The sequence below is a fragment of the Cellulomonas alba genome, assembly GCF_030362835.1.
GTDB lineage: Bacteria > Actinomycetota > Actinomycetes > Actinomycetales > Cellulomonadaceae > Cellulomonas > Cellulomonas alba.
Map to the genome: position 1 here is coordinate 1,209,910 of NZ_JAUCGQ010000001.1, position 26,743 is coordinate 1,236,652.

Here is a 26,743-nt window from a genome sequence, read left to right on the forward strand (position 1 = left end):
GGCGGACTCCCCACCCGCCAGCATGCGGACAGCTGGCGCAGGGGTGTCAGCGCGCGTCCTTACAGTCGCGGGCGTGGAGCGACGCGTGGCCGACGGCCGGACGAGTGACGTGCCGACGCCGGTGACGGCGCCCGAGGCCACCCGCCCGACGCGCGCCGGGCTCGCGGCCGGGCTCGGCGCGTTCCTCATCTGGGGCGTCCTGCCGCTGTACTTCCCGCTGCTCGAGCCCGCCGGGCCGCTCGAGATCATCGCGCACCGCGTGGTCTGGTCGCTCGCGTTCTGCCTGCTGCTGCTGGTCGTGACGCGCACGTGGGGCTCGTTCGTCGCGGTGCTGCGTCGCCCGCGCACCGTCGCGGTGCTCGGGCTCGCGGCGGTGCTGCTCGCCGTGAACTGGCTGGTCTACGTGTACGGCGTGCTCAGCGACCACGTGGTCGACGCGGCGCTCGGGTACTTCGTCAACCCGCTCGTGACGGTGGCGCTGGCCGTGCTCGTGCTGCGCGAGCGGCTGCGCCGGGTGCAGTGGGTCGCGCTCGGGTTCGGCGCCGCGGCGGTCGTCGTCATCACCGTGGGATACGGGCGGCTGCCGTGGATCGCCCTCGTGCTCGCGGCGTCGTTCGGCACGTACGGGCTGATCAAGAACCGCGTCGGTCGCGCGGTGCCGGCGCTGCCCGGCTTCGCGGTCGAGACGGTGGTGCTCGCACCGCTCGCGCTCGGCTACCTGCTGGTGCTGGCCGCGCAGGGCTCGGGCACGTTCGGCGCGCACGGCTCGTGGAACGCGGTGGCGCTCGCGTCGGCCGGTGTCGTGACGACCGTGCCGCTGCTGCTGTTCAACTCCGCGGCGCGCCGGCTGCCGCTGTCGGTCGTCGGCCTCATCCAGTACGTGACGCCGGTGCTGCAGTTCGTCATCGGCGTGACGGTCGGCCACGAGCGGATGCCGGTGGCGCGGTGGGCGGGGTTCGGGCTGGTCTGGGTCGCGCTGGTGATCCTCACCGTCGACGCCCTGAGCACCGCGCGGCGCGGACGCGTGCAGGCGCCCGCCGAAAGGACGGACGCCGCCGTCAGCGCGTGACGAGCGCGTCGACCACGACGACCGTCACGTTGTCCCGTGCGCCCGCGGCCAGCGCCGCCGCGACGAGCCGGTCCGCGGCCGCCTGCGCGTCCGGCTCGGCCTTCAGCTCGGCCTCGATGCGCGCGTCCGGCAGCGCGTCGGTCAGCCCGTCCGAGCACACCAGGATCCTGTCGCCGGGGCTCACCGGCAGCCACTGCAGGTCCGGGTCGACGTCGAACGCGCCGCCGCCGAGCACGCGCGTCACGACGTTGCGCCGCGGGTGGTGCGCGGCCTCGTCGGCCGGCAGCAGGCCGCGCGCCACGAGCTCCGCGACCTCGGAGTGGTCGGTGGTGACCTGCTCGAGGACCGCACCCGCCATCCGGTAGGTGCGCGAGTCGCCGACGTTGAGCACGAGCCAGCACGGCACGCCCTCGTGCTCCGTCAGCACGACGCCGGTGAGCGTCGTCCCCGGGCGTCGGCCGCGCCCGTGCGGGATGCCACGCACCGCCGTGTGCGCGAGACGGATCGCGGCGCGGACGTCGGACTCGTCGGGCTCGACGCCCTCCGCGAGGGCCGCGACCACGTCGACCGCCGTCGCGCTCGCGACCTCGCCCGACTCGTGGCCGCCCATGCCGTCGGCCACGACGAACAGCCGGCCCGACGCCCAGGACGCGTCCTCGTTGTCGGCGCGGCCACCCGTGTCCGTCGCGACGCCCACCGCGGTGGTGACCGTCATCGCGCGTCGTCCTGACCGGCGCGCGACGCCGTCGCGGGCGCGGGCAGCGGGCGGGTCATCGGTGTCCTCGTGTGTCTGCAAGGAGCGTCCGCCTGGCGGGCGTGCCTCGGCGAGTCGTCGGTCAGCATAGCCAGGACGGACCGTCCCGCCCGCCGCCGGAGGTAGGGTGCCGCGGGTCGCGGGAGGTGGTCGGGTGGACGGGGCTCGACGGCGGCGCGCCGCCGGGTCGGCGGTCGTCGCGGCGGTCGTGGCGTGCGGGGCACTCGCTCCCCCGGCGGCAGCGGCGACCCCGCCCGTGCCGGCCGGGCTCTGGTACGTCGAGGCGCAGCAGCTGGACGCCGCGCACGACCGCTCGCGCGGGGCCGGCGTCACGGTCGGCGTCGTCGACGGGCCGCTCGACCCGGACGCGCCCGACCTGCGCGGCGCCGACGTCACGGTGCACGAGCCCTCGTTCTGCGCCACGACGGCGGGCGGCACGACGTGGGCGCCCGCCACGTCGGCGAGCCCGGCGGCGCAGCACGGAACCGGCATGGCGTCGCTCGTGGTCGGCACGGGGGCGGCGGCGGACGGCGGCGGGGTGCGGGGCGTCGCACCGGACGCGCGGGTGATCGCGTACGCGGTGCTGACGCGGCCCGACGCCGGGAGCGCGGTGAGCGCGCAGTGCCCGCCGTTCGCGGGCGAGACGCGCGGCTGGCTCGAGGGCGCGGTCGACCAGGCGATCGCCGACGGCGTGGGCGTGCTGAGCGTCTCGCTGACGGAGTCGGCGGCCGAGCCCGCGGTGATCGCGCGGGCGCTGCACGCGGGCATCGTCGTGGTCGCGGCGGGTGCGCACGACGGCGGGACCGCGCAGCAGCCACCCGCGTCGCTCGGTGGCGTGCTCGCCGTCGAGTCGATCGGCCGCGACGGGCGCCCGGCGCCGGACGCGGTGATCGACGCACACACCGTGCTCGCACCGGGCGAGGACGTGCTCCAGCCCGCGCCCGACCTGACGTCGACGACGCTCGAGAGCGGCTCGTCGACCGCGACGGCGTTCGTCGCCGGGGCGCTCGCCCTCGTGCGGTCCGCCTACCCGCAGGCGACCGCGAGCCAGGTGCTCCAGGCCGTGGCCCGGACGTCGGACCGCGCGGGCTCTGCCGTCGGGCTCGGGACCATCGACGTGACGCGGCTGCTCGCCACCGACCCGACCGCGCTCCCCGACGTCAACCCCTTCCTGGGCGCCGGCACGTCACCGAGCGCGCACGACGTCGAGGCTCCGCCTGCTACGTCGGCCGCACCCACCACGGGCGAGGACGCCGGTGGTGCGCGCCCGGAGCAGACGCTCAGCGCGTCGAGCGGCGTGGTCCAGCCCGCCGGCGGCATCCGCGGGATCGGGTGGCCCCTCGCCGGGCTCGCCGGCGTGCTCGTGGTGCTCGTGGCGGGCGCTGCCGCCGTGCGGGGCCGGTCGCGGCGCTGACGGCCGCCGGCTGCTCAGCGCGCTTCGACGCGTGCCGTGCGCTCGCCGAACCGCACGGCCCAGCCCGCGCCGATCACCGCGCGCGCACCCGGCGGCAGGGTGGCACGCGAGCCGTCCGGGCGGACGAGGACCGTGCCGTTCGTCGAGCCGCGGTCGAGCACCCACAGCTGCCCGTCGCCGTCCGGCCCGAACGCCAGGTGGACCTTGGACACCGAGCGGTCCGGGTCCTCGATCGCGACGAGGTGCGTGACGCCCGCCTGCGCGGCCGGGTTGCGGCCGACCAGGCCGTCGCCCGTGACGTCGACGACCTCGCCGGTGTCGAAGGCGAGCCGCAGGGTCGTGGGGTGCGGTGCCGTCGAGGCTGCGGCGCGGGCGACGGGGGTCGCGAGGGCGCGGTCGATCGAGCGCAGGCGGGTGTGCTCGAGGTCGCCGAGGTCGGCGCTGCGGGGGGCGCGCGCAGCCGGAGCGGCCGGGGGTGGCGCGAAGCCGGGGGGCGGCTCGATCAGGCCAGGGCCGGGGGGCGGCACCACCGGGGTCATGCCGGTGTACGGGTTCGGGACGTCGGCGGTGTCGTTCGGGCGCAGCGCCGCGACGGGGAACGCGGGGACGACCGGAGCGACCGGGACGACCGGGGAGACCGGGACGACCGGCACCGAGACGGCCCCGGCGGACCGGACCGCCGACGTGACGGCGGTCTCGTCGGAGGCCGGAGCAGCCGGCGCAGCACGGTCGAGAGGAGCGGCAGCCCGGTCGAGGGGCGCAGCAGGAGCAACCCCGCCGGCAGCAGCCGACGGGTGGGCGGCGTCGGACGCGTCGACCCCCTCACGCGGCGTGGGCGGGGCGTCGGGCACGACGACCCGGACGGCCACCGTGGCGGGCATCCGCTCCGCGCGGTCCCGCCGCGCGGCGGGCGGTGCCGGCGGACCGACGACCCGCGCGACGGCGGACGCGTAGGAGTCCGCCACGTCCGCGGGCACCGCGCCCCTCACCGCGTCCGCGCGCAGCACGAGCGTGCCTGCCGCCTTGTCGTGCCAGCCGCGCTGCGCGACGCCCTTGTCCCATGCACCCGAGGCGGCGACGACCCATGCGCCGACGCCGCACGCGAGCGAGCCGAGGCCGATCACGAGCTGCCGCAGCAGGATGCGCGCGAGCCCGGCGGGTCGACCGGTCGTCGCCGACACGGTGCGGATGCGCAGCAGGGCGCTGCCGAGCGTCGCGCCCGTCGTCGCCTCCGCGATCCACTGCCCGATGCCGAACGCGAGCGCCGCGCCGTCGGCGACGACCACGGCGGTCAGCCCCGGCTCGGAGCCGGGCCGGGCGGCGGCGGTGCGCGCGACGGCGAAGGCGACGGCTGCGACCGTGGTGACCGCGACCACGTCGAGCGTGAACGCTCCGACCCGGACCCCGACCGGTGCGACGGCTCCGGGCGCGACCGCGAGCCCCGAGCCCGCGACGTCCGTCTGCGCAGCTCTGCCCACGTCCGACCTCCCGTCCACGCCGCGTCGCACTCAGCGACGCGCGGCCATGGTGCCAGACGGTCCGCCTCGCGGACGGGGCGGTCGCGCGCGCCGCGTCGGCTTCACCCGGCGCCGGTCGACGGCGGCAGCCAGGCGTCAGGACGCGCGGTCGACCAGCGCGTCGGCGAACGAGACGAGCGCGTCCTTCACAGGCCCGGCGGGCAACGGCGCGAGCTCGGCGATCGCCTCGTGCGCGAGAGCGACCGCGCGGGACCGCGTCTGCTCGACCGCGGCGTCCTCGCGCAGGGCGGCGACGGCCTCGCCGAGCGCGTCGTCGCCGGACAGGTCGCCGTCGAGCAGCTCGACGAGCGCGCGGTCCTGCGAGGTGCCGGACGCCGAGGCGGCACGCGCGCGCAGCAGCAGCGCCGGCATGGTCGGCACCCCCTCGCGCAGGTCGGTGCCCGGCGTCTTGCCCGTCACGGCGCCTTCCGACGTGAGGTCGATGACGTCGTCGGCGAGCTGGAACGCCACGCCGATCCGCTCGCCGAACGCCGTCACGGTGCTGACGACGTCGGGCGCGCAGCCCGCGAACATCGCGCCGAACCGCGCGGACGTCGCGATCAGGGAGCCTGTCTTGTCCGCGAGCACCTGCAGGTAGTGCGCCACCGGGTTCTCGCCGTCGCGCGGGCCGACCGTCTCGTGCAGCTGGCCGAGGCAGAGGCGCTCGAACGTCGCGGCCTGGATCCGCACGGCCTGCGGCCCGAGCCCCGCGACCGTGGTCGACGCGCGCGCGAACAGCAGGTCGCCCGTGAGGATCGCGACCGAGTTGCCCCACACCTCGTGCGCGGCGGGCGCGCCGCGGCGCACGGGCGCGGAGTCCATCACGTCGTCGTGGTAGAGCGTCGCGAGGTGCGTCAGCTCGACGACGACCGCGGCGTCCACGACCTCGCGACGTGCGCCGTCCCCGAGCTCCGCCGTCAGCAGCGTCAGCAGGGGCCGGAGCCGCTTGCCTCCTGCGTTGACGAGGTGACGGGACGCGTCGTCGGCCAGCGGGTCGGCATGCGTCACCGCGTCGCGCAGGCGCTCCTCGACGAGGGCGAGCCGCGCGGTGAGGCGGTCCGCCAGCACGGGGTCGGCCAGCGGGATCGCGGTCGTCGACGTCACGGGACCGAACCTATCTGCTCGTGCGCACGCGCCCGAACGCGGCCGGACTCCTGGCGGGACCCGGCCGCGCGCGCGTCAGGGGAGGAAGTGCGCGACGTGGGAGATGGCGGACACGATGCCCGACGGCGCCACACCGAGGATCGCGGTGATGGCCACGCAGACCGTGATGGCGATGAGCGCCGGTCCCTCGGACCGCACGACCGTGGTCGTGACGCCGTGCGCCACCTCCGCGCCCTCGAGCACCGCGAGCGCCTCGTCCGGCCGCGTCACGACGGCGACCTGGCCGACCGGCTCCATCTCGGCGACCGTCCCGTCGCTGCCGATGACGACCGGCACGGGCGGCACGTACGCCGCGGTGCTCGCGCCGCCGCCGTCGCCCACGAGGACGTCGCGCTCACCGGACGGGCCGGTGAAGAACATCAGCACGATGATCCGGACGTAGAAGAACGCCGCCGCCGACGAGGCCAGCACACCGATGAGCGCGAGCGGCCAGTCGCCGCCGGCCACCGCGGCCGAGAACACGCCGAACTTCCCCGCGAAGCCCGCGGTGAGCGGGATGCCCGCGAACGACAGCAGGAAGAACGCGAACGCGAGCGCGAGGACCGGGTGGCGCCGGCCGAGGCCGGCCCACTGCGACAGGTGCGTCGCCTCGCCGAGGATCTCGTCGGCCGACTTCTCCCGCACGAGCCACACGATGCCGAACGACCCGACGGTCGCCGCGCCGTACACGAGCAGGTAGAACAGCACGGCGGTGATGCCGGCCTGGTCGAGCGACACGATGCCCGTGAGGATGAAGCCCGCGTGCGCGATGGACGAGTACGCGAGGATCCGCTTCATGTCCGTCTGGACGAGCGCGATGCCCGTGCCGACGACCATCGTCGCGATCGCGACGACCCACATCAGCACCTGCAGGTCCCACTGCAGGTCGGGGAAGACGGTGTAGACGACCCGGAGCAGCGCACCGAACGCCGCGACCTTGGTGCACGCCGCCATGAAGCCCGTGATCGGCGTCGGGGCGCCCTGGTAGACGTCGGGCGTCCACGTGTGGAACGGCACCGCGCCGACCTTGAACAGCAGCCCCGCGAGGATCAGCACCGAGCCGACGAGCAGCAGCGCGTCGAGGTCGGAGGGCGTCTGGACGGCCGACGCGATCTCGGCGTACGAGAGCGAGCCGCAGTACCCGTAGACCAGCACGATGCCGAACAGGAACAGCGCGGACGCGAACGCGCCGAGCAGGAAGTACTTCATCGACGCCTCCTGCGAGAGGAGGCGGCGCCGGCGGGCCATGCCGGTGAGCAGGTACAGCGGCAGCGACAGCACCTCGAGCGCGACGAACAGCGTCAGGAGGTCGCCCGCCGCCGGGAAGATCAGCATGCCGCCCGTCGCGAAGAGCACGAGCGGGTACACCTCGGTCTGGCGCAGTCCGAGCCGACGGGAGAGCTGCTCGTAGTCGGAGCCGGGCACCGACGCCGCGGACGGCGCGAACGCGTCCTCACCGGTCGCGGTGCGGTCCGCGATGATCAGGATCGACAGCAGCGCGAGCAGCGCGATCGTGCCCTGCAGCACGAGCGTCGGACCGTCGACGAGCACCGAGCCGCCCAGCACCTTGGTGCCGCCGTCGTCCTTGACGCCGCCCCAGAGCAGCGCGACCGCGAGGATCGCGCCGGCCGTGGCGGCGAGCGCGAGCACGAGCTGGACCGTGCGGCGCAGGCGCGCCGGCACGAAGGCCTCGACCAGCACGGCGACCACGGCCGCACCGAGCACGACGACGATCGGGCTCAGCGCGCCCCACTGGACGTCGGGAGCGGAGAAGTCGCTCACTGGTGGCTCCCTTCGGCGTTCGCCGGCACGTCCTGCACGCCGACCTGCTGCAACGTCTGGTGCGCCGGCGGGCGCACGAGGTCGAGCGCGGGTCCGGGGAAGAACCCGAACGCGATCATGAGCGCGAGCAGCGGCGCGACGGCCCACTTCTCCCGCAGCCGCAGGTCCGGCACCGCGACGAGCTCCTCGCGCGGCGGACCCGTGAAGACCCGCTGGTACGTCCAGAGCACGTAGATCGCCGCGAGGATGACGCCCGTCGTCGCGACGATCGACGCCGCGGGGTGCCGCGCGAACGTGCCCACCAGCACCAGGAACTCGCTGACGAACGTCGACAGGCCGGGCAGCGACAGCGCCGACAGGCCCGAGACGAGCCAGAAGCCGGCGAGCACCGGGACGACCTTCTGCAGGCCGCCGAAGTCCGCGATCTGCTGCGAGCCGCGGCGCGCGACGAGGAACCCGGTGACGAGGAACAGCGCACCCGTCGACAGCCCGTGGTTGACCATGTAGAACGACGAGCCGGCGATCGACGTCGACGTGAACGCGAAGATGCCGAGGACGATGAAGCCGAAGTGCGACACCGAGGTGTAGGCGATGAGCCGCATCAGGTCCTTCTGCCCGATCGCCAGCAGCGCGCCGTAGATCACGGACACGACGGCCAGCACGATGATCACCGGCGCCGCCCAGCGGGACGCGCTCGGGAACAGCGGCAGGCAGAGCGTCAGCATGCCGAACGTGCCGACCTTGTCGAGCACACCCACGAGCAGCGTCGACGTGCCCGCGGGGGCCTGCTCCGCGGCGTCCGGGAGCCACGTGTGCACCGGGAACATCGGCGCCTTGATGGCGAACGCGAGGAAGAACGCGAGGAACAGCCACTTCTCCGTCGCCGAGCCGAGGTGCACGCCCGTGAGCGTCGAGGTGAGGAACCCGTCAGGACCGCCGGGACCCTCGATGTACAGGAAGATCACCGCGACGAGCATGATCAGGCCGCCCGCGAGGCCGAACAGCAGGAACTTCACCGCCGCGTACCGCCGCTGCGCCCCGCCGAACCCGCCGATCAGGAAGTAGACGGGGATCAGCATCGCCTCGAACAGGACGTAGAACAGGAACACGTCCCGCGCGGCGAAGACCGCGACGATGAAGGCCTCGAGCAGCAGGATCAGCGCGAGGTACTTGCGCAGCGCGTCGGTCGGCGCCTCGGTCGAGCGCTGCTCGCGCCACGCGGCGAGCACCACGAGCGGCACGAGCACGACCGACATGAGGATCAGCGCCAGCCCGACCCCGTCGACCCCGACGGCGTACGAGACGCCGAACGCCGGGATCCAGTGGTGGGTCTCGCCGAGCTGGTAGACGTCCGCCTTCGACGTGTCGAACGCGATCGCGGCGGCCACGCCGAGCGCGAGGACCGCGAGGGAGAAGCCGAGCGCGACGGATCGCGCGTGCCGGCGGGCTCCGGCGGGCAGCGCCCACAGCACCGCGGCGCCGACGACCGGCAGCACGATGAGGGCGGTGAGCCAGTGGGAGGAGGTCGACATCGGTTCGGGATCTCCCTCAGCTCTGGACGGCCAGGACGACGACGACGAGGACGACGAGCCCGACCAGCATCGACGCGGCGTACGACCGGACGAACCCGGTCTGGATCTTGCGGGTGACCTCGCCGATGCCGACCGGCAACCGGCTGATGCCGACGACCGTGCCGTCGACGCCCGCGCGGTCCGCGTAGACCAGTGACCGCGTCAGGTGCTTGCCCGGCTCGACGAGGAGGCCGTTGTTGACCGAGTCCTGGTAGAGGTCGACGCGGGCGGCACGCGTCAGCAGCGTGCCGACCGGCGGGACGACGGGGACCGTCGAGATCGCGTACCGGCGCCACGCGAGCACCAGGCCGACGACGACGGCCGCCAGCGTGAGCGCGATGAGCACCCACGTCGGCAGGACCGGGTCGCCCTCGGTGTGGCCCGTCACCGGCTCGAGCCAGTCGACGAAGCGGCTCCCCGAGGCGAGGATCATGCCGGCGAAGACGGAGCCGAACGCGAGCACGATCATCGGCCACGTCATGAGCCGCGGCGCCTCGTGCGGGTGCTGGTCGCCGCCGTCGCGCTTCTTCGACCAGCGCTTCTGGCCCTCGAACGTCATGAAGAACAGGCGCGACATGTAGAACGCCGTGATGCCCGCTCCGATCAGCGCCACGCCGCCGAACACCCAGGCCCGCCAGTCCTCGCCGTTCTGCGGCACGAACGCGGCCTCGATGATCTTGTCCTTCGAGAAGTAGCCCGAGAACGGCGGGATGCCGAGGATCGCGAGCCAGCCGGCCATGAACGTGAAGTACGTGATCTTCATGTACCGGCCGAGGCCGCCGAAGTTGCGCATGTCCACCTGGTCGTCCATGCCGTGCATGACGGACCCGGCGCCGAGGAACATGCCCGCCTTGAAGAAGCCGTGCGTCACGAGGTGGAAGATCGCGAACACGTAGCCGATCGGGCCGAGGCCGGCGGCGAGGATCATGTAGCCGATCTGGGACATCGTGGAGGCGGCGAGCGCCTTCTTGATGTCGTCCTTCGCGCAGCCGACGATCGCCCCGAAGAGGAGCGTGATCGCACCGACGACGACCACGACGAGCTGCGCGTCGGGCGCGGCGTTGAAGATCGGCGCCGACCGGACGATGAGGTAGACGCCCGCCGTGACCATGGTCGCGGCGTGGATGAGCGCCGAGACCGGGGTCGGGCCCGCCATCGCGTCACCGAGCCAGGACTGCAGCGGGAACTGCGCCGACTTGCCGCACGCGGCGAGCAGCAGCATGAGGCCGATCGCCGTGGCCACGCCCTCGCTCGGGTGCGCGTTCAGCACGGTCGCGAAGCTGACGCTCCCGAAGTGGGAGAACATCAGCCCGAGCGCGATCACCAGGCCCACGTCGCCGACGCGGTTCGCCACGAACGCCTTCTTCGCGGCGACCGCGTAGGGCGTGTTGTGGTTCCAGAACCCGATGAGCAGGTACGACGCGAGGCCCACGCCCTCCCACCCGAAGAACAGCAGCAGGTAGCTGTTCGCGAGCACGAGCGTGAGCATCGCCGCGACGAACAGGTTGAGGTAGGCGAAGAACCGGCGCCGGTCCGTGTCGTGCTCCATGTACGCCACGGAGTAGACGTGGATCAGCGTGCCGACGAACGTCACGAGCAGCACGAACGTCATCGACAGCGGGTCGACGCGGATCCCCGCGTGCAGGTCGAACGCGCCCGCGTTGATCCAGTCGCCGAGGTTGACGTCGATGACGCGCTGGTCGGACGGGCGGCCCAGCATCGCGAGGAACACGGCGGCGGCGGCCACGAACGACGCCCCCGAAGCGAGCACGCCGAGCCAGTGGCCCCAGCGGTCGGTCCGGCGGCCGAGGAGCAGCAGGACGGCGGCGGACAGCAGCGGGACGACGATCAGCGCCGGTGCCAGCGCGTAGACCCCGGCACCGGAGAGGTCCGTGTCGCCGGCAGGGCCGATGGCCGCCGCCGGGACCGTGTGGAGGGCCGCAGCGAACGCGGTCAGGGTGTGCACGGGCCGCCCCTCAGCTCTTGAGCAGGTTCACGTCGTCGACCGAGGCCGACTTGCGGGTACGGAAGATCGCGATGATCACGGCGAGGCCGACGACGACCTCGGCGGCGGCGACGACCATGACGAAGAAGGCGAGCACCTGGCCCGTGAGGTTGCCGTGCATCCGCGAGAACGTGACGAGCGCGAGGTTCGACGCGTTGAGCATGAGCTCGACGCCCATGAACACGATGATCGCGTTGCGCCGCAGCAGCACCGTCGTCGCGCCGAGCGAGAACAGGATCGCGGACAGCACCAGGTAGTTGACGAGGCTCATCCCTGCTCCTCCTGGGCCGGCTTGTCGGTGGCCGCGCCGGGGACCGGGGCGCCCACGTCCGGGCGTGCGTGCGGCGGCGGGTTCTCGTCGGAGCCCGGCGTCTCGACCGCCTCGGTGGTCGTGGCGAGCGCGGTCGAGCCCTCGCCGCCCGCCCACTCCCCCGCGAGCACGCGCTCGATGCGCGCGGCGTACTCGCGCTCGTCGGCCTGCTGCCCGCGCACGCGCAGCACGCGCGGCACCGAGTGCTCGAGGGGCCGGCCGTCGGGTCCGAGCGCGGGGACGTCCATCGCGTTGTGCCGCGCGTACACGCCCGGCGCCGGCAGCGGGGTCAGCACCGCACCCGCCTTGACGCGCGCGTCGGCCAGCTCGCGCTGACCCACGCGCGGCGTGAGGCGCCGGCGGTGCGTGAGCACCAGTGCACCGAGCGCCGCGGTGACGAGCAGCGCGCCGACCGCCTCGAACGCGAACACGTAGCTGCCGAACACGAGGCGCGCGAGGCCCTCGGGGTTCGACGGGTCGTTCGCGCTGTCGAGGCCGGTCGCCGGCGGGAACGTCGCCCGGCCCACGACGCCCGCGAGGACCACCGCGAGGCCGATGCCCGCGAGGAGCCCGATCCAGCGCTGGCCGCGGATCGTCTCGACGAGCGAGTCCGACTGGTCGACGCCGACCAGCATCAGCACGAAGAGGAACAGCATCATGATCGCGCCCGTGTAGACGACGACCTGGACGACGCCGAGGAACACCGCGTCCTGCGCGACGTACATGAACGCGAGGCAGATCATCACGAGGATCACCGCGAGCGCCGCGTGCACGGCCTTGCGGGCGAGCAGCAGGCCGAGCGCGGCGAGCACCATGATCGGCGCGAGCACCCAGAACAGGATCGCCTCGCCCGTCGACGCCTGGCCCGCGTGCAGCGTCGCCAGCACGGGGCCGGCGGCGAGCGCGCTCATCGCAGCCCTCGCAGACCCTGCTTCGTCGCGGCGGCGACGGTCTCCGCCATGACGGCGGCAGCCGGCCCGGGCACGTTGGCCGCGTCGACCCCGGCGCCGCCGGGCAGCGTCGGGTCGTCCGGCCGGTGCTCGCGCACCCAGTCGACCTGGTCCGGCGTCGGGCCGGTGACCTCGCCGCGGTAGTACTCGGTGTCGGTCGTGCCCTCGACCATCGGGTGCGGCGCGGCGAGCATGCCCTCGCGCAGCGGGGCGAGCAGGTCCTGCTTCTCGTAGATCATCCCGGCGCGCGTCGGACCGGCGAGCTCGTAGTCGTTCGTCATCGTGAGCGCGCGCGTCGGGCACGCCTCGATGCAGAGCCCGCAGAAGATGCAGCGCAGGTAGTTGATCTGGTAGACGCGGCCGTACCGCTCGCCGGGCGAGTGCTGCTCGTCAGGCGTGTTGTCCGCGCCCTCGACGTAGATCGCGTCGGCCGGGCAGGCCCACGCGCACAGCTCGCAGCCGATGCACTTCTCGAGCCCGTCGGCGTACCGGTTGAGCTGGTGTCGGCCGTGGTAACGCGGCTTGGTCGGCACCTTCTCCGACGGGTACTCCTCGGTGACCGTCGGCCGGAACATGTTCGAGATCGTCACGCCGAACCCGCCGACGGGTGCGAACCAGCTCGCGACCTTCCCGCGGGTCGGGATCTGCGAGCGGAACGTCGGCGGCTCGTACGGCGCGACGTCGCGCTCCTTGCGGGGGACGGGCGTGCGGTCCGCCGGCGTCGCGGGCCGGGCCGGGCGGGCCTGCTGGCCCTGCGGCTTGCCGCCGCTCGTCGGGCGGGCCTGCGGCTTGCCGCCGCTCGCGGGGCGGGCGGGCCGCTTCGGCCGGTCGCCGGGCGTGGGGCTGTCAGCCACCGTGCACCTCCGGGGTGGTGGGGTCGGAACCGGCGGTGGCGCCCGCGGCGGCCGCGGCGCGCTCCTTGCGCGGCGACGGCGGGAGCGTCTGGCCGGGCATCGGCGGGACGGGGTAGCCCGCCGCGAACGGGTCGATCACCTCGGGGCCGCGCCGCGGCTTCGTCGCCGCGACCTTCTTCTCGGGGACGAAGAACGCGGCGATCGCGACCACGGCGACGACGCCCGCGAGCACGAACAGCGTCGTCCGCACGTTCAGGTCGCTGAACTGCCGCAGACCCTGCACCGCGGCGACGATCACGAGCCACCCGAGCGCGAACGGGATCAGCACCTTCCAGCCGAACTTCATGAACTGGTCGTAGCGGAACCGCAGCAGCGTGCCGCGCACCCACACGAACACGAACATGAAGAACCAGAGCTTGGCGAGGAACCAGAGGATCGGCCACCAGCCGTGGTTGAACATCCCGTCGTTGATCGTCGAGATGGGCCACGGGGCGCGCCAGCCGCCGAGGAACAGCGTCGTCGCGACGGCCGAGACGTTGAGCATGTTGATGTACTCGGCGAGGAAGAACCACGCGAACTTCATCGACGAGTACTCGGTCGTGTAGCCGCCGACGAGCTCGCCCTCGGCCTCGGGGAGGTCGAACGGCAGGCGGTTCGTCTCGCCGATCATCGACACGACGTAGATGACGAAGGCCGGCAGCAGCGGGATGAACCACCACAGCGTCTTCTGCGACGACACGATCTCGGACGTCGACATCGACCCCGCGAGGATGAACACCGTGACGAGGCTGAGGCCCATGGAGAGCTCGTAGCTGATGACCTGCGCCGTCGACCGGACCGAGCCGAGCAGCGGGTACGTCGAGTTCGACGACCAGCCGCCGAGCACGATGCCGTACACGCCGACGGACGCGCACGCCAGGATGTAGAGCACCGCGACCGGGAAGTCCGTGAGCTGCAGCGGGGTGTGGTGCCCGCCGATCCAGACCGCGGGCCCGAACGGGATGACCGCGAACACGAGCAGCGAGCAGAACACCGCGATCATCGGCGCCGCGACGTAGACGAGCTTGTCCGCCGCCTTGACCGTCATGTCCTCCTTGAACAGGAGCTTCATGGCGTCGGCGAGCGACTGGAGCAGACCGAACGGGCCGTGCACGTTGGGGCCGGGCCGCACCTGCATGCGCGCGACGACCTTGCGCTCGAACCAGATCGCGATCAGCACGCTGACCAGCAGGAACACGAGGATCGCGACGGCCTTGACCAGCCAGACCCAGAAGACGTCGTCGGAGAAGTCGGCCCCGGTCTGCGCCGTGGTCGAGCTCGCGGCGAGCAGCGCGATCATGCGCCGGCCTCCTCGTCGGTCGGGCGGTCGGTGAGCGCGATCGCGCCCGCCGGCGCGGCCGCGATGCGGACCAGGTCGCCCGCGTCGGCGTGCAGCGCGTCACGGACGGCGCTGCCGGGGCTGTTCGTCGGGAGCCAGACCACCAGGTCCGGCATGTCGACGACGACCGCGGGCAGCGTGATCGAGCCCGCGTCGGTCGAGACGACGACCCCGCCGCCCGGCGCGACGCCGAGCGCCGCGGCCGTGCCGGCCGAGACACGCGCGGCGGGACGCTTGGCGGTGCCCGCCATGAACGGCTCGCCCTCCTGCAGGCGGCCACCGTCGAGCAGCAGGTGCCAGGTCGCGAGCACGGCCTGCCCGGGCGCGACGGCCGGCGGCTCGGCGGCGTCCGCCGCCGGGGCCTCGACGCGCACGCCGTCCCAGCCGCCGAGCTGGTCGAGCTCGCCGTGCACGGCCGCGAGGCTCGTCAGGCCCAGCTCGACGCCGAGCTCGTCGGCGAGCCGGTCGAGCACGCGGTGGTCGGAGAGCTGGTGCGAGACGAGCGCCGGCGGGAACGGCCGCGGACGGCCCTCCCACGTGACGAACGTGCCGCCCTTCTCGACCGGCGGGGCCACGGGCAGCACGACGTCGGCACGGTCGGTGACCTCGGAGCGGCGGACCTCGAGCGAGACGAGGAACGGCACGCGGTCCAGCGCCTCGCGCGCGATCGCCGGGTCCGGCAGGTCGGCGGGATCGAGGCCGCCCACGACGAGCGCCCCGAGCGTGCCCGCGCGAGCCGCGGCGAGGATCTCGGTCGCCGAGCGGCCCGGCTCCGCGGGCAGGTGCTCGACGCCCCACACGGCCGCGACGTCGACGCGTGCCGACGAGTCGGCGACGGGCCGGCCGCCCGGCAGCAGCGACGGCAGCGTGCCGGCCTCGACCGACCCGCGCTCACCGGCCCGGCGGGGCACCCATGCGAGGCGCGCACCCGTGCGGGCCGCGAGCCGCAGCGCCGCCGAGTACGCCCCCGGGGACGCGGCGAGCCGCTCCCCCACGAGGATCACGGCGCCGTCGAGCGCGAGCGCCTCGGCCGCGGCCGCGAGCTGGGCGGTGTCGCCACCCGGCACGACCGCGTCCAGCACCTCGGCCTCGGTGCCCGGCGCCGCGGCGACGAGCGTGCCGTCGAGGCGCTGCACGCCGCGCGAGGCGAAGGGCGCGACGGCGTAGACGCGCAGCCTCGTGTGCTGCACGGCGGAACGCAGCCGCAGGAACAGGACGCCGCCCTCCTCCTCGGGCTCGAGGCCCGCGAGGAGCACCGCCGGCGCGGCGTCGAGGTCGGCGAACGTCACCTCGAGCGTGCGGCCGGCGACGTGGTGGCCGAGGAACTGCTCCTCCTCGGCGCTGTGCGGGCGCGCGCGGTGGTCGACGTCGTTGGTGCCGAGCGCCACACGCGCGAACTTGCCGTACGCGTACGCGTCCTCGAGCGTCAGTCGGCCGCCGGGCAGCACCGCCGCGCCGCGCGCGGTCTCGCGCGGGTCGCTCGGGGCGAGCGCCTCGCGCAGGCCGTGCGCCGCGTGCTCGAGCGCCTCGACCCAGCTCGCCGGCTCGAGCTCGCCCCGGGTGCCGTCGGCGCGGCGCGTGCGGACCAGCGGCGTCGTGATGCGGTCGGGCGCGGTCTGCCAGTGGAAGCCGAACCGGTCCTTGTCGGTGATCCACTCCTGGTTCACCGCGGGGTCCTCGCCCGCCAGCCGGCGCAGCACCACGCCGCGGCGGTGGTCGACGCGGATCGCCGAGCCCTGCGAGTCGTGCTCCGCGACGCCCGGCGTCGACACGAGGTCGAACGGGCGCGAGCGGAACCGGTACGCGGCGCTCGTCAGCGCGCCGACCGGGCAGATCTGGACCGTGTTGCCCGAGAAGTACGACGCGAACGGCCGCCCGCTCGTGTCCTCGACCGCGGCACCGACGGGCTCCTCGCCCGCGAAGTCGAGCACCGCCGGGTCGAACCGGCCGATCTGCTGGAGCGCGCCGCGCTTCTGCAGGTCGATCCAGACGTCGCCCGCGACCTCCTCGGAGAACCGCGTGCAGCGCTGGCACAGGATGCAGCGCTCGCGGTCGAGCAGGATCTGCGTCGAGATCGCGATGGGCTTGGGGAACGTCCGCTTGACGTCGACGAATCGGCTGGTGGCGCGTCCGTTGGACATCGCCTGGTTCTGCAGCGGGCACTCGCCGCCCTTGTCGCACACCGGGCAGTCGAGCGGGTGGTTGATGAGCAGCAGCTCCATGACGCCGTGCTGCGCCTTGTCGGCCTCGGCGGAGGTGTGCTGCGTCTTGACCTGCATGCCGGGCGTCGCCTCGAGCGTGCAGGAGGCCTGCGGCTTCGGCATCTTCGCGAGGTTGCCGTCGCGGCCCGGCGCCCACACCTCGACGAGGCACTGGCGGCAGGCGCCGGCCGGCGCGAGGAGCGGGTGGTCGCAGAACCGCGGGATCTGGATGCCGACGTGCTCGGCGGCGCGGATGACGAGAGTCCCCTTCGGCACCGTCGTCTCGACGCCGTCGATCGTGAACGTGACCGTGTCGGCCGGCACGGGAGCCGTCTCGGCCGCGGGCGCGGGCACCAGCGGCGTGCCGGTGGCTCGCGGCGTCGTGATCGTCATCAGTGCACCCCTGCGAGGGTCTTGTGCGAGCGCGGCGTGTACGCGAACAGGGCGCTGCGCTCGGGCGGGAACAGGACGTCGGCGGGCGTGTGGGTGCCCGCCTCGAACTCCTCGCGGAAGTACTGGATCGCGCTGGTGATCGGGCTGGTCGCACCGTCGCCGAGCGCGCAGAACGCGCGGCCGAGGATGTTGTCGCACAGGTCGAGCAGCAGGTCGATGTCCTGCGACGTTCCCTGTCCGGCCTCGATGCGCTGGAGCACCTGCAGCAGCCAGAACGTGCCCTCGCGGCACGGCGTGCACTTGCCGCACGACTCGTGCTTGTAGAACTCCGTCCACCGGGTCACCGCGCGGACCACCGAGGTCGTCTCGTCGAAGATCTGCAGCGCGCGCGTGCCGAGCATCGATCCCGCGGCGCCCACCGACTCGTAGTCGAGCGGCACGTCGAGGTGCTCGGCGGTGAAGATCGGCGTCGACGACCCGCCCGGCGTCCAGAACTTGAGCTGGTGGCCCTCGCGGACGCCGCCCGCCATGTCGAGCAGCTCGCGCAGCGTGATGCCGAGCGGCGCCTCGTACTGGCCGGGACGCGTCACGTGCCCGGAGAGCGAGAACAGGCCGTGACCCGTCGAGCGCTCGGTGCCCATCTGCTTGAACCAGTCGGCGCCGCCCAGGACGATGCCCGGCACCGAGGCGATCGACTCGACGTTGTTGACGACCGTCGGGCGCGCGTACAGGCCCGCGACCGCGGGGAACGGCGGCTTGAGGCGCGGCTGGCCGCGCAGGCCCTCGAGCGAGTCGAGGAGCGCGGTCTCCTCGCCGCAGATGTACGCGCCGGCGCCCGCGTGCAACGTGATCTCGAGGTCGAAGCCGCTGCCCAGGATGTCCGTGCCGAGGTAGCCCTTCGCGTAGGCCTCCTCGATCGCGCGGAGCAGGCGGCGGTACACGTGCAGCACCTCGCCGCGCACGTAGATGAACGCGTGCTTGCAGCCGATCGCGTACGACGTGATGATCACGCCCTCGATCAGGTGCTGCGGGCTCGCCATCATCAGCGGGATGTCCTTGCACGTGCCCGGCTCGGACTCGTCGGCGTTGACCACGAGGTAGCGCGGGCCGCCGTCCGGCGCGGGCAGGAAGCTCCACTTGAGGCCGGTCGGGAACCCGGCGCCGCCGCGGCCGCGCAGGCCGGAGTCCTTGACCATCGTCAGCACGTCGGCCGCCTGCATGCCGAGCGCGCGGCGCAGCCCGCGGTAGCCGCCGGCCTGCTCGTAGGCGCCCAGCGTCCAGGCGCGGTCGTCGTCCCAGTGCGCGCTGAGCACGGGTGCGAGGTCCGTCATCACGCCTCCTTCGACGGGTCGGACTTCGTGCGGGTGGTGGCGCGCTTCGCCGCGCCCGAACCGGAGTCGCCGGGCCGCTCGGCGCTGCTCTGCTCCTCGCCGACCTGCGGGGCGTGCGCCTCGGCACCGGCCGTCGCGGACGTGCCGTGGTCGCTTCCCTCGCCGGCCGAGCCCTCCTCGCCCGGGAACGGCGGGGCCTCCCAGCCGTTCTCGCGGGCCAGCACCGTGCCGCGCATCGTCGGCACGCCGCCGCTTGGGCCCTCGTCGGCGCGGCCGTCCGAGAAGCCCGCGAGAACCCGCGACATCTCCGTGAACGTGACGACCGTGTCCGCGCCGCGCGTGGGGTGCACGGGCTTGCCGGCGGTGATGTCGTCGACCAGCTGGACCGCCGACTCCGGCGTCTGCTGGTCGAAGAACTCCCAGTTGACCATCACGACCGGCGCGTAGTCGCAGGCGGCGTTGCACTCGACGCGCTCGAGGGTGATCTTGCCGTCCTCGGTCGTCTCGTCGTGGCCGACGCAGAGGTGGTCGGAGAGCTCCTCCCAGATCGCGTCGCCGCCCATGATCGCGCACAGCGTGTTGGTGCAGACGCCGACCGTGTAGTCGCCGTTGGGGTGCCGCTTGTACTGCGTGTAGAACGTCGCGACCGCGCTGACCTCGGCGGTCGTCAGGCCGAGCGCCTGCGCGCAGAACGCGATGCCGCGCGGGCTCACGTACCCGTCGACCGACTGCACGAGGTGCAGCATCGGCAGCAGCGCCGAGCGCTCCTGCGGGTAGCGCGCCATGATCTGGCGCGACTCGACGGCGAGGCGCTCGCGCGTCGCGTCGTCGTAGCCCGTCCGGTGGGTCTGGCCCGGCTTCCTGCCCTGCGCCGGATGGTCCACGTGCTCGATCGTCATCAGCGGTCCACCCCTCCGAGCACCGGGTCGATCGAGGCCACCGAGACGACGACGTCGGCCACCTGGCCGCCCTCGCAGAGGATGGAGGTGGCCTGCAGGTTGTTGAACGACGGGTCGCGGAAATGCGCCCGGTAGGGGCGGGTGCCGCCGTCGGAGACCAGGTGGACGCCGAGCTCACCGCGCGGGTGCTCGACCGTCTGCCACACCTGGCCCGCCGGCACACGGAAGCCCTCCGTGACCAGCTTGAAGTGGTGGATCAGGGCCTCCATCGAGGTGCCCATGATCTCGCGGATGTGGTCGAGCGAGTTGCCCATGCCGTCGGTGCCGATCGCGAGCTGCGCGGGCCACGCGATCTTCTTGTCGGCGACCATCACCGGGCCCGGGTTCGCGTCGAGGCGGTCGAGCGCCTGCTCGACGATGCGGATCGACTGGTAGATCTCCTCGAGCCGCACCACGAGCCGGCCCCAGGAGTCGCCGCTCGTCGCGGTCGGCACGTCGAACTCGTACGTCTCGTACCCGCTGTACGGGAACGCCTTGCGCACGTCGTACGGCAGGCCGGTGCAGCGGAGCATCGGGCCCGTGATGCCGAGGGCCATGCAGCCCGCGAGGCCGAGGTAGCCGACGTCCTTGAGGCGCAGGTGCAGGATCGGGTTCGCCAGCATGATGTCCTCGAGCTGGCGCATGTAGCCCTTGACCAGCTCGAGCGCCTTGCGCGTCTCGGCGACGGTGCCCGGGGGCACGTCCTGGGCGACGCCGCCGGGGCGGATGTAGGCGTGGTTCATGCGCAGGCCCGAGATCAGCTCGAAGATCTTGAGGATCTCCTCGCGGGCCGTGAAGCCGACCGTCATGATCGTCGTCGCGCCCAGCTCGTTGCCGCCGGTCGCGATGCACACCAGGTGCGACGTGATGCGGTTGAGCTCCATCATCAGCACGCGGATCACGGACGCCCGCTCGGGGATGTCGTCCGTGACGCCGAGCAGCTTCTCGACGCCGAGGCAGAACGCCGCCTCCTGGAACAGCGGCGCGACGTAGTCCATGCGCGTGCAGAACGTGACGCCCTGCGTCCAGGTGCGGAACTCCATGTTCTTCTCGATGCCGGTGTGCAGGTAGCCGATGCCGGCGCGGGCCTCGGTCACCGTCTCGCCGTCGATCTCGAGCATCAGCCGGAGCACGCCGTGCGTCGACGGGTGCTGCGGTCCCATGTTGACGACGATGCGCTCCTCGCCGAGGCGCGCCGCCTCCTCGGCGATCTGGGACCAGTCGCCGCCGTTGGCCTCGAACGTCGGGACGCCCTGGGTCTGCTCGTCGACGAGGTGACCGGTGGCGTGCAGCGTGCTCATGAGTACGACCTCCGCTGGTCCGCGGGCGGGATGGTGGCGCCCTTGTACTCGACCGGGATGCCGCCGAGCGGGTAGTCCTTGCGCTGCGGGTGGCCCGGCCAGTCGTCCGGCATCTCGATCCGCGCCAGGCCGGGGTGCCCGTCGAAGACGATGCCGAAGAAGTCGAACGTCTCGCGCTCGTGCCAGTCGTGGCCCGGGTACACGCCGGTCGTCGACGGGATGTGCGGGTCGTCGTCGCTCACCGCGACCTCGAACCGCAGCCGACGCCCGTGCGTCACGGACGTCACGTGGTAGACGGCGTGGAGCTCGCGCCCCTGCTCGTGCGGGTAGTGCGCGCCGCTGACGCCGAGCCCGAGCTCGAACCGCAGGTCCGGGTCGTCGCGCAGCGCCTGCGCGACCTCGACGACGTGCTCGCGCGCCACGTGCAGCGTCAGCTCGTCGCGGTCGACGACGACCGACTCGATCGCGTTCGCGAAGCCGGTGCCCGACGCGTCGAGCAGCTCGGTCAGCACGTCGACGACCTCGTCGAACCAGCCGCCGTACGGCCGCTCGCTCGGCCCCGGCATGACGACCGGCACCACGAGGCCGCCGTAGCCCGAGGTGTCGCCGCTGCCGTGGGCGCCGAACATGCCGTGCCGGACGTCGACCACCTCGAGCGGCGTGCGCGCGGGCTGCGCGGGGACGTTCTGCCCGCCGGCCTCGAGCGCCGCGGCGGACGTCGACTGGGCGGCCGCAGCCTCGGGTGTCGCGCCCGCGCCCGGCTTGGCGGCCTGCGCCGCGTCCGCCTGGACGGGCGTGCCCACCGCGGTCGCCGGCTCGTCGCGCGTCGCGTCCTTCGGGTTCTCGACCGGCGCGTGCGGCGTGCCGACGTCGTCCTTCTTGGCGTCGTCGCTCATCGCAGCAGCCCCGTCATGTGGCTCGTCGGCGTGGCCTCGAGCGCGGCCGCCTCGGCCTTGGCGGCGATCTCGCGACGGTCGGCGCCGAGCGGCTCGTTCTGGATCTGGTCGTGCAGCGTGAGGATCGCGTTGATGAGCATCTCGGGCCGCGGCGGGCAGCCCGGCAGGTAGATGTCGACGGGCACGATGTGGTCGACGCCCTGCACGATCGCGTAGTTGTTGAACATGCCGCCGCTGCTCGCGCAGACGCCCATCGAGAGCACCCACTTGGGCTCCGACATCTGGTCGTAGACCTGCCGGACGACGGGCGCCATCTTCTGGCTGACGCGACCCGCGACGATCATCAGGTCGGCCTGCCGCGGCGAGGCGCGGAAGACCTCCATGCCGAACCGCGAGAGGTCGAACCGGGGCGCGCCCGCGGCCATCATCTCGATCGCGCAGCACGCGAGGCCGAACGTCACCGGCCAGAGCGAGCCCTTGCGGAAGTAGCCGACGAGGTCCTCGATCGTCGTCAGCAGGAACCCTGAGGGTGCCGCCTCTTCGAGACCCATGTCAGGCCTCCTTCCGGTTGGTACGACAGCTGGTCACGGGGGCGGCGGCGCGCGGTGCCACGCAGGTCAGTCCCACTCGAAGCCGCCGCGGCGCCACTCGTACACGAACGGCACGGTGATGAGCAGGAGGAAGCCGAGCATCGCGACGAGCCCGAACATGGCGAGCGTCCCGAAGCTCACGGCCCACGGGTAGAGGAAGACGACCTCGATGTCGAAGACGATGAACGTCATCGCCACGAGGTAGTACTTGATCGGGAAGCGACCGCCGCCCACCGCGTGCGGGGTCGGCTGGATGCCGCACTCGTACGCCTCGAGCTTCGCGCGGTTGTAGCGCTTCGGGCCGAGGATCACGCTCGTCGACAGGCCACCCACGGCCATGAGCGCGGCGAGCGCCATCATGACGAGCAGCGGCACGTACGGGTTCGTCATCGAGTCCTCCTCGACGCTGAGGGGCGGGGGTTCATGCTGCGGGCGCGATCCGGGCCAGTCCGGCGATGACGCGGTCGATCGCGTCCCCGCCCCGTGGCTCGTAGCAGTCCGACAGGAGCTTGAGCGTGAACTTCATGATCAGCGGCCGCGGCAGGCCGTAGCGGGTGCAGATCCGCATGACCTCGGGGTGCTCGATCAGCCGGACGAACAGGCGGCCGAGCGTGTAGTACCCGCCGAGGTCGTCCTTCATGCGGCGCTGGTACGTCGCGAACGCGCGCTCGCGGCCGGCGGCGGTGCCCCGCGCGAGGCCCTGCGCGATGGCGTCGGACGCGACGCGACCCGCCTGCAGGCCGTACGCGATGCCCTCACCGTTGAACGGGCTGACCATGCCGGCCGCGTCGCCCGCGAGCATGACGCCGTCGCCGTAGAGCGGGCCGCGGTTGAACCCCATCGGCAGCGCCGCGCCGCGCACCGGGCCGACCTGGTTCTCCGGCGTGAACTCCCACTCGGCGGGGGCGTTGCGCATCCAGGCGGCGAACAGCTTCTTGTAGTCGACGTGCGTCGCCGCGGCCGTCGAGGCGACGGAGCCGAGGCCCACGTTCGCCGTGCCGTCGCCCAGCGCGAAGATCCAGCCGTAGCCCGGCATGAGGTTGCTGCGGCCCGGCGCGCCGTCCCACAGCTCGAGGTGGCTCTCCATCCACGCGTCGTCGTGGCGCGGGGTGCGGAAGTACGTGCGGACGGCGACGCCCATCGGCCGGTCGTCGCGCTTCGTCCGGCCGAGGCCGGTGGCGAGCCTGGCCGAGACGCCGTCGGCCGCGACCACGACCGGTGCGCGGTACGTCGCCTGCTCGCCGTCGGCCGTCCGGGCCGTGACGCCGACGACCCGACCCGTGCGCTCGTCGCGCACCGGCCCGGTGACCGTCGTGCGCTCCTGCAGCTTGGCGCCCGCGGCGCGCGCGTGGTCGGCGAGCAGGTGGTCGAGGCCCTGCCGCGCCTTGGCCAGGCCGAACGACGGATAGCTCGAGATCTCCGGCCACGCGAGCTCGAGGCGGTGGCCGCCGCCGAGCACCCGCAGGCCCTTGTTGCGGATCCAGCCGTCCTGCTCGCGGAGCGGCACGCCCATCCGAACGAGCTCGGCGACCGCGCGCGGCGTCAGACCGTCGCCGCAGACCTTGTCGCGCGGGAACTCGGCCTTCTCGAGGAGGAGGACGTCGAGGCCCGCGGCGGCGCAGTGGTAGGCGGCGCTGGACCCTGTCGGACCCGCGCCCACGACGATGACGTCGGCGTCATCCATCGTTGATCCCACCACCAGTGGCTCCCACTTGTGACGTTGTTCACGTGCAACCTTGGCGAGTGTAACCACGGCTCAGAGGGCTGTCTGCGAAGGCTTTCCTTACCTCGCGACGGCGGGTGAAGAACGCGTCGTGAGCAGGCCCATCATTCCGCGCCAACCGGCGTGACGCAGCGGGGCGACCGCGAGTTTCTTCACCCGCGTCGAGCGGCGCGCGTGGGCCGGGTCAGGCGTCCTCGGCCCGCCGGCGGCGCCGCGCGGCGGCGAGCAGCAGGGCGCCGACGAGCGTGACGCCGAACGCGGTGCCGACCTCGCGCGCCGCGGCAGCGCCGGTCGACGCGAGGCCACCCGGAGCGCCGGGGCCCGGGTGCGCCGGCGAGGTGGGGCCACCGGCGGGCGCCGGGGTGCCGCCGGGCGGCGGGGTGGTGGGCGGGGGCGGGGTCGGGTCCACCTCGACGAGCGAGACCGAGTCGAGCACGCTCGCGGCCTGCAGGAGCCCGGACGACCCGGCCGTCGCCACGTACGTGACGACGAGCGGGACGCGCGTCGCGCCGCCCGGCGCGAGCACCGGCCCGTCCCACGTCGAGCCGCCGCCGAGCGTGCGGCCGTCGACGGTCAGCCGCAGGTCGCCCGCGAACGAGCCGTCGTGCGCGCCGATGCCGGCCGGGGCACGCAGCTCGACGCGGGCCGTGGTGGTCGAGGCGTTCCGCACCCAGAGCGACGCGGCGACCACGTCTCCGGGGACCAGGTGCGTGGGCGTGCCGAACAGCGCGCCCGCGAGGGTGGTGCCCCAGGTGGCGCCGTCGGGCGAGAGCTCGATGCCGCTCGAGGCCGACGCCGAGGACGGCTGCGCGGCGACGGAAACGGTGGTGACGACCAGGGCGGCGGCGATCGTGACCAGCACGGCCCAGGCTCGCCGGGCGCGGGTCACGGTGCCGCCGTGGCGTGCGCGGGGACGGGCTCGGGCGCGGCGCTCGGCTCGGGGGTGTCGGACCGTCCGTCCGCGGCGGCGGGGACTCGGGGCTCGGCCGGTTCGGCACCGGTGGCGCGGGGCCCGGGCTCCGTCGGCCCGTCGGCGTCGTCGCCGGCCGCGGCAGTCCCGGCCGCAGCGCGGCGGCGTCGGTCGCGGACGGCCCCCGCCAGCAGGAACGCGCCGTAGCCGAGCAGGGACCCGGCGACCGCGCGCGTCACCCACGTCGGTCGGTTCGCGCCGACCCACGTGTTGAGGTAGCCGAGGTACGGCGCGTGGTAGACGACGACCCCGCGGATCTGGACCGGCAGCACCGGCGGGTCCGCCACGCCGTTCGCGTCGCCCCGGACGACGATCACGCGCTCGCCCGCTCCGCTCGCGCCGATGCCGACGACGCGGTGCGTCACGACGCCGGGCAGGCCCGAGCGCCGCTGGTACGTCACGACGTCACCGACGCGGATGTCCTCGACCGGCGTCGGCCGCGTGACGACGAGCGTCCCGGGCGGCATCGACGGCCGCATGCTGCCGGTCAGGACCGTGTAGGGCGTCGCGCCGAGCAGGAGAGGCACGACGATCATCACGAGCGCGACCAGGGCGATCGTGACGAGCGCGAACGCCGAGAGGGCGGACGCCGCGGCGCTGAGCCACGAGACGTCCGGTGCGGGCCGCCGCTGGTCGTCGCTCATGAGCAGTTGAGGTACGCGAAGATGAACGAGGCGCCCTGCAGCCCGGCGCCGCCCGACTCCGCCGACGTCCAGACCGTGCTGCCGAACGTCAGCTTCGTGACGAGCGTCGCCGTCATCGCCCCCTGGGTCGAGCCGACCTGGCCGGGCGAGACCGCCGTGCCGCTCGTGTAGGGATCGATCGTCCCGACGACGGTCGAGCCCGAGCGCACGACGAGCGAGTAGGTCCGCGTCGCGCCGGTCGGGACGGTGCTCGGGTCGGTGAAGCTGAGCTTGACGTTCAGCAGGCCGCTCTCGCTGCACGTCGGGGTCGGAGGGACCGGCACCGTGGCCGCGGTCGCCGTCGCCGACGCGGTGGCGCTCGCGGACCACCACGCGGCGGCGCCGCCGGCTCCGACGACGAGGGCCACTGCCGCCGACACCGCCGCGACGACGAGGCCACCGCGACCGAGGGCACGACCGGGGACCCGGGCACGGTGCGTGCCGGGGCGCCGCGCTCGTGCGTCGCGCATCGGGTCCCTCAGGTGGTCGAGCGGTTCTCGCCGGTGACCGGGACGGTCACGGTGACGGTCTTGCCCTGGCTGGTGCTCGGCGCCGACGCACCGAGCGTCACGGCGACGCAGTGCTGCGCCGTGGCGGAGGCCGCCTGCAGCGTCGCCTGCGTCCACGGGAGCGTCAGGGCGGTGCCGCCGCAGGTCGCCGACGGGTAGACGACGGCGGTCATCGAGGCGGCCAGGCCGCCGGCGAACGTCGGCGCACCGAGCGTGTAGACCCAGCGCGACGTCGTGCCTGCCGACGCGGCCACGGCGAGGACGCCGGTCCGCGTCTGCCCCGGGTACATGCCAGTCGTGTCGAGCGGCGTCGACCAGGTCGCGGTGACGCCGAACGTGCCCGACGCGATGTTCCCGCCCGCCGCGAGCGCCGCCGACGAGGACCACGCGCCGTAGGCCGCCGTGCCACCGAGGACGGTGAGCACGACGGCCGACGCGGCGATCAGGCGGCCCCGCACGGT

Annotated in this window: 24 protein-coding genes; 2 read left to right on the forward strand and 22 right to left on the reverse strand. The window is 73.6% G+C overall.

What is annotated here, in order from left to right:
• Nucleotides 1-73: 73 nt before the first annotated feature.
• The gene (gene rarD, locus QRT04_RS05470) at nucleotides 74-1,069 is read left to right on the forward strand and encodes an EamA family transporter RarD (RefSeq protein WP_407653561.1); all 996 of its coding nucleotides are present in this window, start codon (nucleotides 74-76) and stop codon (nucleotides 1,067-1,069) included.
• Here rarD and QRT04_RS05475 read toward each other — a convergent pair.
• Entirely contained in the window at nucleotides 1,059-1,784 is a 726-nt protein-coding gene (locus QRT04_RS05475) for a PP2C family protein-serine/threonine phosphatase (RefSeq protein WP_289454107.1), read from the reverse strand. The genes rarD and QRT04_RS05475 overlap by 11 nt on opposite strands.
• Nucleotides 1,785-1,977: 193 nt before the next feature.
• On the opposite strand from QRT04_RS05475, the gene QRT04_RS05480 reads away from it, so the two are divergent.
• Nucleotides 1,978-3,237 (forward strand): S8 family serine peptidase, encoded by a 1,260-nt coding sequence (locus tag QRT04_RS05480; protein ID WP_289454108.1) that lies wholly within the window; start codon nucleotides 1,978-1,980, stop codon nucleotides 3,235-3,237.
• Between the two features lie 14 nt (nucleotides 3,238-3,251).
• Here the strand turns inward: QRT04_RS05480 and QRT04_RS05485 are convergent, their stop codons facing one another.
• The 21 genes from QRT04_RS05485 to QRT04_RS05585 all read right to left on the reverse strand — a co-directional run bounded on the left by QRT04_RS05485 (nucleotide 3,252) and on the right by QRT04_RS05585 (nucleotide 26,740).
• The gene (locus QRT04_RS05485; protein WP_289454109.1) at nucleotides 3,252-4,715 is read right to left on the reverse strand and encodes an RDD family protein; all 1,464 of its coding nucleotides are present in this window, start codon (nucleotides 4,713-4,715) and stop codon (nucleotides 3,252-3,254) included.
• A gap of 135 nt (nucleotides 4,716-4,850) precedes the next feature.
• Nucleotides 4,851-5,858: a polyprenyl synthetase family protein gene (locus QRT04_RS05490; RefSeq protein WP_289454112.1), complete on the reverse strand. Its 1,008-nt coding sequence runs from the start codon at nucleotides 5,856-5,858 to the stop codon at nucleotides 4,851-4,853.
• Nucleotides 5,859-5,933: 75 nt separating this feature from the next.
• Nucleotides 5,934-7,679, reverse strand: a complete 1,746-nt coding sequence (gene nuoN / locus QRT04_RS05495) for an NADH-quinone oxidoreductase subunit NuoN (RefSeq protein WP_289454114.1) — start codon at nucleotides 7,677-7,679, stop codon at nucleotides 5,934-5,936.
• A complete protein-coding gene (locus QRT04_RS05500; RefSeq protein WP_289454116.1) occupies nucleotides 7,676-9,211 on the reverse strand; it encodes an NADH-quinone oxidoreductase subunit M in 1,536 nt (511 codons plus the stop codon). Before QRT04_RS05500 ends, nuoN begins: the two co-directional genes overlap by 4 nt.
• A 16-nt stretch (nucleotides 9,212-9,227) precedes the next feature.
• Nucleotides 9,228-11,216 carry an NADH-quinone oxidoreductase subunit L gene (nuoL, locus tag QRT04_RS05505; protein WP_407653563.1) on the reverse strand — a complete coding sequence of 663 codons (1,989 nt, stop codon included), beginning with the start codon at nucleotides 11,214-11,216 and terminating at the stop codon, nucleotides 9,228-9,230.
• A gap of 10 nt (nucleotides 11,217-11,226) precedes the next feature.
• A complete protein-coding gene (nuoK, locus tag QRT04_RS05510; protein WP_289454117.1) occupies nucleotides 11,227-11,526 on the reverse strand; it encodes an NADH-quinone oxidoreductase subunit NuoK in 300 nt (99 codons plus the stop codon).
• On the reverse strand, nucleotides 11,523-12,476 hold the full coding sequence (locus QRT04_RS05515) for an NADH-quinone oxidoreductase subunit J (protein WP_289454118.1): 954 nt from the start codon (nucleotides 12,474-12,476) through the stop codon (nucleotides 11,523-11,525). The genes nuoK and QRT04_RS05515 overlap by 4 nt, the downstream gene beginning before the upstream one ends.
• Nucleotides 12,473-13,159, reverse strand: a complete 687-nt coding sequence (gene nuoI, locus QRT04_RS05520) for an NADH-quinone oxidoreductase subunit NuoI (protein ID WP_289455719.1) — start codon at nucleotides 13,157-13,159, stop codon at nucleotides 12,473-12,475. The genes QRT04_RS05515 and nuoI overlap by 4 nt, the downstream gene beginning before the upstream one ends.
• A gap of 202 nt (nucleotides 13,160-13,361) precedes the next feature.
• The gene (gene nuoH, locus QRT04_RS05525) at nucleotides 13,362-14,708 is read right to left on the reverse strand and encodes an NADH-quinone oxidoreductase subunit NuoH (RefSeq protein WP_289454119.1); all 1,347 of its coding nucleotides are present in this window, start codon (nucleotides 14,706-14,708) and stop codon (nucleotides 13,362-13,364) included.
• Complete coding sequence (locus QRT04_RS05530; RefSeq protein WP_289454120.1) at nucleotides 14,705-17,341, reverse strand: NADH-quinone oxidoreductase subunit G; 2,637 nt, start codon at nucleotides 17,339-17,341, stop codon at nucleotides 14,705-14,707. Before QRT04_RS05530 ends, nuoH begins: the two co-directional genes overlap by 4 nt.
• Nucleotides 17,341-18,675: an NADH-quinone oxidoreductase subunit NuoF gene (nuoF, locus tag QRT04_RS05535; RefSeq protein ID WP_289454121.1), complete on the reverse strand. Its 1,335-nt coding sequence runs from the start codon at nucleotides 18,673-18,675 to the stop codon at nucleotides 17,341-17,343. The genes QRT04_RS05530 and nuoF overlap by 1 nt, the downstream gene beginning before the upstream one ends.
• Nucleotides 18,672-19,571: an NADH-quinone oxidoreductase subunit NuoE gene (gene nuoE / locus QRT04_RS05540; RefSeq protein WP_289454122.1), complete on the reverse strand. Its 900-nt coding sequence runs from the start codon at nucleotides 19,569-19,571 to the stop codon at nucleotides 18,672-18,674. Before nuoE ends, nuoF begins: the two co-directional genes overlap by 4 nt.
• Nucleotides 19,571-20,911: an NADH-quinone oxidoreductase subunit D gene (locus tag QRT04_RS05545; protein ID WP_289454124.1), complete on the reverse strand. Its 1,341-nt coding sequence runs from the start codon at nucleotides 20,909-20,911 to the stop codon at nucleotides 19,571-19,573. Before QRT04_RS05545 ends, nuoE begins: the two co-directional genes overlap by 1 nt.
• Nucleotides 20,908-21,807: an NADH-quinone oxidoreductase subunit C gene (locus QRT04_RS05550; RefSeq protein WP_289454126.1), complete on the reverse strand. Its 900-nt coding sequence runs from the start codon at nucleotides 21,805-21,807 to the stop codon at nucleotides 20,908-20,910. Before QRT04_RS05550 ends, QRT04_RS05545 begins: the two co-directional genes overlap by 4 nt.
• Nucleotides 21,804-22,358, reverse strand: coding sequence for a NuoB/complex I 20 kDa subunit family protein (locus QRT04_RS05555; protein ID WP_289454127.1), 555 nt, complete (start codon nucleotides 22,356-22,358; stop codon nucleotides 21,804-21,806). Before QRT04_RS05555 ends, QRT04_RS05550 begins: the two co-directional genes overlap by 4 nt.
• Before the next feature lie 66 nt (nucleotides 22,359-22,424).
• Complete coding sequence (locus QRT04_RS05560; RefSeq protein WP_289454128.1) at nucleotides 22,425-22,787, reverse strand: NADH-quinone oxidoreductase subunit A; 363 nt, start codon at nucleotides 22,785-22,787, stop codon at nucleotides 22,425-22,427.
• Between the two features lie 31 nt (nucleotides 22,788-22,818).
• The gene (locus tag QRT04_RS05565) at nucleotides 22,819-24,081 is read right to left on the reverse strand and encodes a geranylgeranyl reductase family protein (protein ID WP_289454130.1); all 1,263 of its coding nucleotides are present in this window, start codon (nucleotides 24,079-24,081) and stop codon (nucleotides 22,819-22,821) included.
• Nucleotides 24,082-24,304: 223 nt separating this feature from the next.
• Nucleotides 24,305-25,009 carry a hypothetical protein gene (locus QRT04_RS05570; protein ID WP_289454133.1) on the reverse strand — a complete coding sequence of 235 codons (705 nt, stop codon included), beginning with the start codon at nucleotides 25,007-25,009 and terminating at the stop codon, nucleotides 24,305-24,307.
• Nucleotides 25,006-25,734, reverse strand: coding sequence for a signal peptidase I (locus tag QRT04_RS05575; protein WP_289454134.1), 729 nt, complete (start codon nucleotides 25,732-25,734; stop codon nucleotides 25,006-25,008). The genes QRT04_RS05570 and QRT04_RS05575 overlap by 4 nt, the downstream gene beginning before the upstream one ends.
• On the reverse strand, nucleotides 25,731-26,243 hold the full coding sequence (locus QRT04_RS05580) for a hypothetical protein (protein ID WP_289454136.1): 513 nt from the start codon (nucleotides 26,241-26,243) through the stop codon (nucleotides 25,731-25,733). Before QRT04_RS05580 ends, QRT04_RS05575 begins: the two co-directional genes overlap by 4 nt.
• Nucleotides 26,244-26,251: 8 nt before the next feature.
• Nucleotides 26,252-26,740, reverse strand: a complete 489-nt coding sequence (locus QRT04_RS05585; protein ID WP_289454138.1) for a hypothetical protein — start codon at nucleotides 26,738-26,740, stop codon at nucleotides 26,252-26,254.
• Between the last annotated feature and the right edge of the window lie 3 nt (nucleotides 26,741-26,743).

Coding starts and splice junctions, on each gene's coding strand:
- QRT04_RS05475 (WP_289454107.1), bottom strand. CDS start 1,784: ATGACGGTCACCACCGCGGTGGGCGTCGCGACGGACACGGGTGGCCGC.
- QRT04_RS05500 (WP_289454116.1), bottom strand. CDS start 9,211: ATGTCGACCTCCTCCCACTGGCTCACCGCCCTCATCGTGCTGCCGGTC.
- nuoK (WP_289454117.1), bottom strand. CDS start 11,526: ATGAGCCTCGTCAACTACCTGGTGCTGTCCGCGATCCTGTTCTCGCTC.
- QRT04_RS05515 (WP_289454118.1), bottom strand. CDS start 12,476: ATGAGCGCGCTCGCCGCCGGCCCCGTGCTGGCGACGCTGCACGCGGGC.
- nuoH (WP_289454119.1), bottom strand. CDS start 14,708: ATGATCGCGCTGCTCGCCGCGAGCTCGACCACGGCGCAGACCGGGGCC.
- QRT04_RS05530 (WP_289454120.1), bottom strand. CDS start 17,341: ATGACGATCACGACGCCGCGAGCCACCGGCACGCCGCTGGTGCCCGCG.
- nuoE (WP_289454122.1), bottom strand. CDS start 19,571: ATGACGATCGAGCACGTGGACCATCCGGCGCAGGGCAGGAAGCCGGGC.
- QRT04_RS05545 (WP_289454124.1), bottom strand. CDS start 20,911: ATGAGCACGCTGCACGCCACCGGTCACCTCGTCGACGAGCAGACCCAG.
- QRT04_RS05550 (WP_289454126.1), bottom strand. CDS start 21,807: ATGAGCGACGACGCCAAGAAGGACGACGTCGGCACGCCGCACGCGCCG.
- QRT04_RS05555 (WP_289454127.1), bottom strand. CDS start 22,358: ATGGGTCTCGAAGAGGCGGCACCCTCAGGGTTCCTGCTGACGACGATC.
- QRT04_RS05560 (WP_289454128.1), bottom strand. CDS start 22,787: ATGACGAACCCGTACGTGCCGCTGCTCGTCATGATGGCGCTCGCCGCG.
- QRT04_RS05565 (WP_289454130.1), bottom strand. CDS start 24,081: ATGGATGACGCCGACGTCATCGTCGTGGGCGCGGGTCCGACAGGGTCC.
- QRT04_RS05575 (WP_289454134.1), bottom strand. CDS start 25,734: ATGAGCGACGACCAGCGGCGGCCCGCACCGGACGTCTCGTGGCTCAGC.
- QRT04_RS05580 (WP_289454136.1), bottom strand. CDS start 26,243: ATGCGCGACGCACGAGCGCGGCGCCCCGGCACGCACCGTGCCCGGGTC.